Below are 5,095 nucleotides of genomic sequence, written 5' to 3'. Positions count from 1 at the left end.
CCAGGCCCGGGATGAGCACTATCAGACCAGGTCAACCCATCCTGACCAGCACAAACCACGATGAAACAACCCCAATGTGGCTGGCCGGGAGGGTGCGCCCCGAGCCGCACCCTCCCGGCGTCAGCGGCGGGCGCGCGCCGCCTTGCCGGTGGCCCAGCCGACCAAGCCGAGCGCCAGCAGCGCCCCACCGGCGACGAACGGCCAGGAACCAGGGCTCGCAACCGAAGCCGAAACCGGCGCCGCGGCCAAGTCGTACCCGCCGAGCTTCCCCTGCGCGCGGTAAGCCGAGCCGGGCAGCTTGTCGCCGTACAGCCGGTGCACCAGTTGCTGGTACGCCGCCACCGTCATGCCGTCGCCGACCCGCTGCCGGGCCGGGTCGTTCAACGCCAGCACACGGCCGTCGCGCACCCGGTACCACGCGTTCACCTGCGGCTCGGTGAACACGAGGTCGCCGCCGGCCTGCGCCGGGTACGTCAGCTCCTCGGTGCCCGTCGTGAAGTTGGTCGCGGCCCAGCCGCCCGCCGCGCGCTCCACCCACACCGTCGCCTGGCGGCCCGTCGCCGCCGACGTGCGCACCGCGTAGTACGCGAACGCCGCCGGCGCCGCGCCCGGTGTCCCGGCGACGAACGCCGGGTCGAGGGAGTTCACGCGCACCGGCTCGCCCGTCACCTCGGGCACCGCGGCGGCGGCCCGCGTCAAGCCCGCTCGCCGGTCGAGCTGGCCGTAGAACGCCGAAAGCTGGGGCTGCGCCGCCCGGACCGCCGCGACGACGTCCTCGGCTGGCGAACTCGAAGCCGAAGCCGTACCACCGAAACCGATCGCCAGCGCGGCACCCGCCAGCAGGACACCCAATCCACGGAAGAGGTTCATCTCACGCCCCGATCCGGTAGAGGGACTGCGCCCATTGGAACTGGCTGTTGCGGACGTAGCTCGAGTGCGCCATCGCGCTGTACCGCTGGCTGCTCGGCCACGGGTCGCCGTAGTAGACGAGCCCGCTCGCGTCGTAGCCGTAGATCACCTGGGCGTGCCCGCCGCCGGCGGTCCAGTAGATGCCCGTCTCGATCGGGCGGCGCGCACCGATCTCGGTCTGCACCGACGCCAGGCTGAGCGCGCCGGTCACCGTGCCGGGCCGCAGCCCCAGCGCCTGGTAACCGCGCTGGACGTACGTCAGTTCGCCGGGCTGGTTGGGGCACTGCGAGCCGGCCGGGTAGCCGCGCGAGTAGTCGCAGAAGGTGTTCTGGCTGGTGCTCGTGCCGTAGCCGAGGAACCGCGCGATGGTCAGGCCGCTCGCGGCCCAGCACCACTGGTTCTGTTCCTGGACCAGCTGGCTGATCGACAACGTCGTCGCCTCGGTCGTCGCGCTCGCGGGCGGGAAGAGCAGGCCGGTGAGGGCCACGCACAGCGCGCCGAGCGCCATTGCTCGTCTGAAGTGCATTCGTTGCTCCTTGTCGGCAACAGGTGGGGACTTCGTGAGCTTCTCCCGTTGCCGCGCCGGGCAGTAATCCCAGCGGGGATAACACCGGCGTTATGCCGCCTATCGGGCCGGCGCGAGCCCGCACCAGCGCGCGAAGTGCGGATTCCGTTGCCGCGACGCCGTATACGCCGTTTCCGCGCACCGGAACACCTCGTCGGTGGTCGGCGTGCGGGCGTCGTCCTCGCGCGTGGCGAACAGCAGCGTCGTCCACAGCGGGTCGCCGCGAAGGGGCAGCGCGACCAGCCCGGGCGGGGGCGCCGACGCCGCCTGCGCGAGGCAGACCGCGCCCTGGGCGATGAGCGTCCCCGCGGTGCCCGCTTCCGACGTGAAGTGCCGCACGCGCGGGCTGAACCCGGCCGCCGCGCAGGCCTGCAGGAACCGCACGCGCACGCAGTTTTCGTGCGGGGACGGGAGGATCCAGTCGCAGCCGGCCAGGTCGGCGAGGTCGACGACGCCGTCGCGGATCGCCGGATGGCCGTCGGCGATCCCGACGAAGATCGGCTCGGTGGCGAGCGTCCGAACGGTCAGGCCCGCGAAGTGGTGCGCCTCGGTGCCGTCGAACCGTTCGAGCAGTGCGACGTCGACGCGGCCGGTCGAGAGCAGCTTCAACAGCATCAGCGACGCCGGTTCGGCGTACGTCTGGACGTCGAGCTCCCGCTCCCCCAGCTCCTCGATGAACCGGCCGATGATGAGCAGCGGCACGTACCCGATCCGCAGCGTCTCCGGCCCGCTTTCGCCGTGGCGCCGCGCGGACGCGACGAGCGCCTGCATGTCGGACAGCAGCGCGTCGGCGCGGGCGAGCACGAACCGGCCGAGCTCGGTCGGGCGGACGCCACTGGGGCCGCGCACGAACAAGTCGCCGCCGAGGATCCGCTCGATCCGCTTGAGCTGCGCGGTGAGCGCGGGCTGGCTGACGCCGAGGACAGTCGCGGCACGGCTCACGCTGCCGCCGTCCGCGACGGCGCGGACGGCCCTGAGATGGCGCAGCTCCAGCTCGGCCACGTCCAGCAGGCTAACGCCGTCCTCACGCCCGGCACGACCTGCGAAAGTCGGGCTTACTACATTCGGCGGTATGAGTCTCGCGGATCTTCCCCGGCCGGTCGGGTACGTCCTCGGCGGGGGCGGCAGCCTCGGCGCCATGCAGGTCGGCATGCTGCGCGCGCTCACCGAAGCCGGGCTGACGCCCGATCTGGTGACGGGCACGTCGGTCGGCTCGCTCAACGCCGCGGTGCTCGCCTTGCCCGGCGACGACCCCTTGCCGCGCCTGCACGGCATCTGGGCCCACATGACGCGCGCCGAGGCGTTCCCCGGCGGCGTCCTGAGCCGCGTCCGGACGCTGACGCAGAGCAAGACGCACCTGTTCCCCAACAGCGGCCTGACGGGGATCATCGCCGACCACCTCGGCGCGGAGACCCGCTTCGAGGACCTGGCGCTGCCGCTCGGCGTCGTCACGACGCAGGTCGACACGGCCGAGCCGCTGCTGATCCGGTCCGGGCGGCTGCTCGAGCCGCTGCTGGCCAGCTGCGCGATCCCGGGGATCTTCCCGCCGGTGGAGCACGAGGGGCGGTTGCTCTACGACGGCGGGCTCGTCGCGAACGTGCCGATGCGCCAGGCGCTGGCGATGGGCGCGAAGTCGCTGGTGGTGCTGGACTGCGCGTTCCCGGGGAAGCTGCCCGAAGCGCCGCGGACGTTCGCCGAGGTGATGATGTTCACCGCGATGATCAGCATGCGGAACCAGGCCGTGCTGGAAGCGCCGCTCGCGGCGGCTTCGGTGCCGGTGGTGTACCTCCCGGGGCCGGCACCCGTACGTGTGAACCCGCTCGATTTCGGGCACACCGAAGCACTGGCGGAAGAGGCGTACTCGGCCGCGCGGGAGTTCCTCGACGGGATCTCGGTGAGCGGGCCGGGACTTTACGGGGCACCGGGCCTCGTCGTCGCGTGATCCGCGTCACGCCGATGCACCGATCCGCCGGGAAGAACGTCATCGCTATCGCGTAGTTTTGAATGACGAATGCCCGCCGATCCCAATTCCCAAAAAGAGACAATATGCTCCCCAAGAAGATTTTACTTTCGGTGGCCGGAATCCTCGCCGGAGCACTGCTGCTTTCCGCCTGTTCGTCCGATGACGACGGCGGTTCGCCCGCCGGTGGGGCGCCCGCGTCCGGGTCCGCGTCGGCGTCCGCGACGCCGGTCGCGGTGTCGTTCGAGCCCGCGGGCGGCACGGGGGTGAACCCGGCGACGCCCGTCGTCGTCAAGGCGGCCAACGGAAAGCTCCTCGACGTCACGGTGACCAACACCGCGAAGGGGACCAAGGTCGCCGGCAAGCTCGCCGCGGACGGCGCGAGCTGGACGTCGACCGAGCCCCTCGGCTACGGCGCGACGTACAAGATCGTCGCGCACGCCCAGGGTGCCGACGGCAAGGCGGTCGAGCAGGACAACCAGATCAGCACGATCGCGCCGAAGAAGCAGGCGAACGCCAACCTGATCCCGGCCCCGTCCGCGGTGGCGAGCACGGGCGTCGGCGTCGGGCAGCCGATCGTGTTCAGCTTCGGCAAGATCGCCGTCAAGAACAAGGCGGCGGTGGAGAAGGCCCTGACGGTGGAGTCGACGCCGAAGCAGGAGGGCAGCTGGTACTGGATCGACGACTCGAACGTCCACTACCGGCCGAAGGAGTACTGGAAGGCCGGCACGACGCTGAAGGTGACGGCGAAGATCTACGGCGTCGACTTCGGCGGCGGGGTGTTCGGCGCGGAGGACCGCACGGAGACGTACAAGGTCCACGATTCCTGGATCGCGAAGGCGGACGGGAACACCGAGCAGATGCAGATCTTCCACAACGGCGCGATGGTGAAGTCGATGCCGATCTCGATGGGCAAGGACGCGACACCCACTCATTTGGGCGCGCACGTCATTTCGGACAAACAAGCCAATTACACGATGGACTCGTGCACGTACGGGGTCTGCCCGCCGGACCCGAAGGCGTACCGGTCGAACGAGAAGTGGTCGGAGCGGATTTCCAACGACGGCGAGTTCGTCCACGAGAACCCGAACAGCGTGGGGCAGCAGGGAAGTTCGAACGTGTCCCACGGCTGCATCAACCTCAACGGGGCGAACGCCCAGTGGTTCTTCCAGAACATGGGGTTGGGGGACGTCGTGGAGGTGACCAACTCGGGTGGGCCGCAGCTGCCGGTCTGGGATCTCTACGGTGACTGGTCGAAGTCCTGGGCCGACTGGCAGGCCGGGTCGGCGCTGAAGTAGCCGGCTGGTTGGTTCGGTTGGGTTTTTTGGTCGGCTGGAAGGGCCGGGGCTCGGTGGAGCTCCGGCCCTTTTCGTGCTTGGGGTGGAGACGTGAGCCGGCCGATCGCACCGGTAGGCCGGCCGAGAACGGTGCGCGTGAGCCGCAAGCGGGGGATGGGTCAGCGGTGACGGCCCGCGCTTGGCGTCCAGGAGCGAGCTCTGGGCCCTCGTTCGCGCTGCGGGCAACCACAGCGAACGGACCCGTTCGTGCCGGCGCGAGATCGTTCCGCGGGCATGCCTGTAGACATGAAAGAAGGGCCTGGGCCGGGAGACAATCTCTTGTCTCAACCGGGCCCAGGCCCTTCTCCAACGTAAGTTCGGCGG

At 70.2% G+C, this 5,095-nt stretch carries 5 protein-coding genes; 2 read left to right on the top strand and 3 right to left on the bottom strand.

Going from position 1 to position 5,095, the window contains the following annotated elements; translation table 11 throughout:
- Nucleotides 1-120: 120 nt before the first annotated feature.
- The 3 genes from ABFJ78_RS50125 to ABFJ78_RS50115 form a co-directional block, all read right to left on the bottom strand.
- Nucleotides 121-870 carry a hypothetical protein gene (locus ABFJ78_RS50125; protein ID WP_436394694.1) on the bottom strand — a complete coding sequence of 250 codons (750 nt, stop codon included), beginning with the start codon at nt 868-870 and terminating at the stop codon, nt 121-123.
- A 1-nt stretch (nt 871) separates the two neighbouring features.
- Complete coding sequence (locus tag ABFJ78_RS50120) at nt 872-1,435, bottom strand: papain-like cysteine protease family protein (protein WP_436394693.1); 564 nt, start codon at nt 1,433-1,435, stop codon at nt 872-874.
- 99 nt (nt 1,436-1,534) lie between these two features.
- Nucleotides 1,535-2,476 (bottom strand): LysR family transcriptional regulator, encoded by a 942-nt coding sequence (locus tag ABFJ78_RS50115; RefSeq protein WP_436394692.1) that lies wholly within the window; start codon nt 2,474-2,476, stop codon nt 1,535-1,537.
- 70 nt (nt 2,477-2,546) lie between these two features.
- On the opposite strand from ABFJ78_RS50115, the gene ABFJ78_RS50110 reads away from it, so the two are divergent.
- Both ABFJ78_RS50110 and ABFJ78_RS50105 read left to right on the top strand, forming a co-directional pair.
- The gene (locus ABFJ78_RS50110) at nt 2,547-3,416 is read left to right on the top strand and encodes a patatin-like phospholipase family protein (protein ID WP_436394691.1); all 870 of its coding nucleotides are present in this window, start codon (nt 2,547-2,549) and stop codon (nt 3,414-3,416) included.
- Nucleotides 3,417-3,520: 104 nt separating this feature from the next.
- Nucleotides 3,521-4,732, top strand: coding sequence for a L,D-transpeptidase (locus ABFJ78_RS50105; RefSeq protein WP_436394690.1), 1,212 nt, complete (start codon nt 3,521-3,523; stop codon nt 4,730-4,732).
- The last annotated feature ends 363 nt before the right edge of the window (nt 4,733-5,095 follow it).

This window comes from Amycolatopsis sp. MEPSY49, from assembly GCF_051337345.1.
Lineage (GTDB): Bacteria > Actinomycetota > Actinomycetes > Mycobacteriales > Pseudonocardiaceae > Amycolatopsis.
Note: the sequence above shows the minus strand (reverse complement) of the source record. Positions and strands in the feature narration are given on the sequence as shown.

Bases quoted from the DNA above. Each gene is read 5' to 3' on its own strand.
- ABFJ78_RS50125 (WP_436394694.1), bottom strand. From the start codon at position 870: ATGAACCTCTTCCGTGGATTGGGTGTCCTGCTGGCGGGTGCCGCGCTG.
- ABFJ78_RS50120 (WP_436394693.1), bottom strand. From the start codon at position 1,435: ATGCACTTCAGACGAGCAATGGCGCTCGGCGCGCTGTGCGTGGCCCTC.
- ABFJ78_RS50110 (WP_436394691.1), top strand. From the start codon at position 2,547: ATGAGTCTCGCGGATCTTCCCCGGCCGGTCGGGTACGTCCTCGGCGGG.
- ABFJ78_RS50105 (WP_436394690.1), top strand. From the start codon at position 3,521: ATGCTCCCCAAGAAGATTTTACTTTCGGTGGCCGGAATCCTCGCCGGA.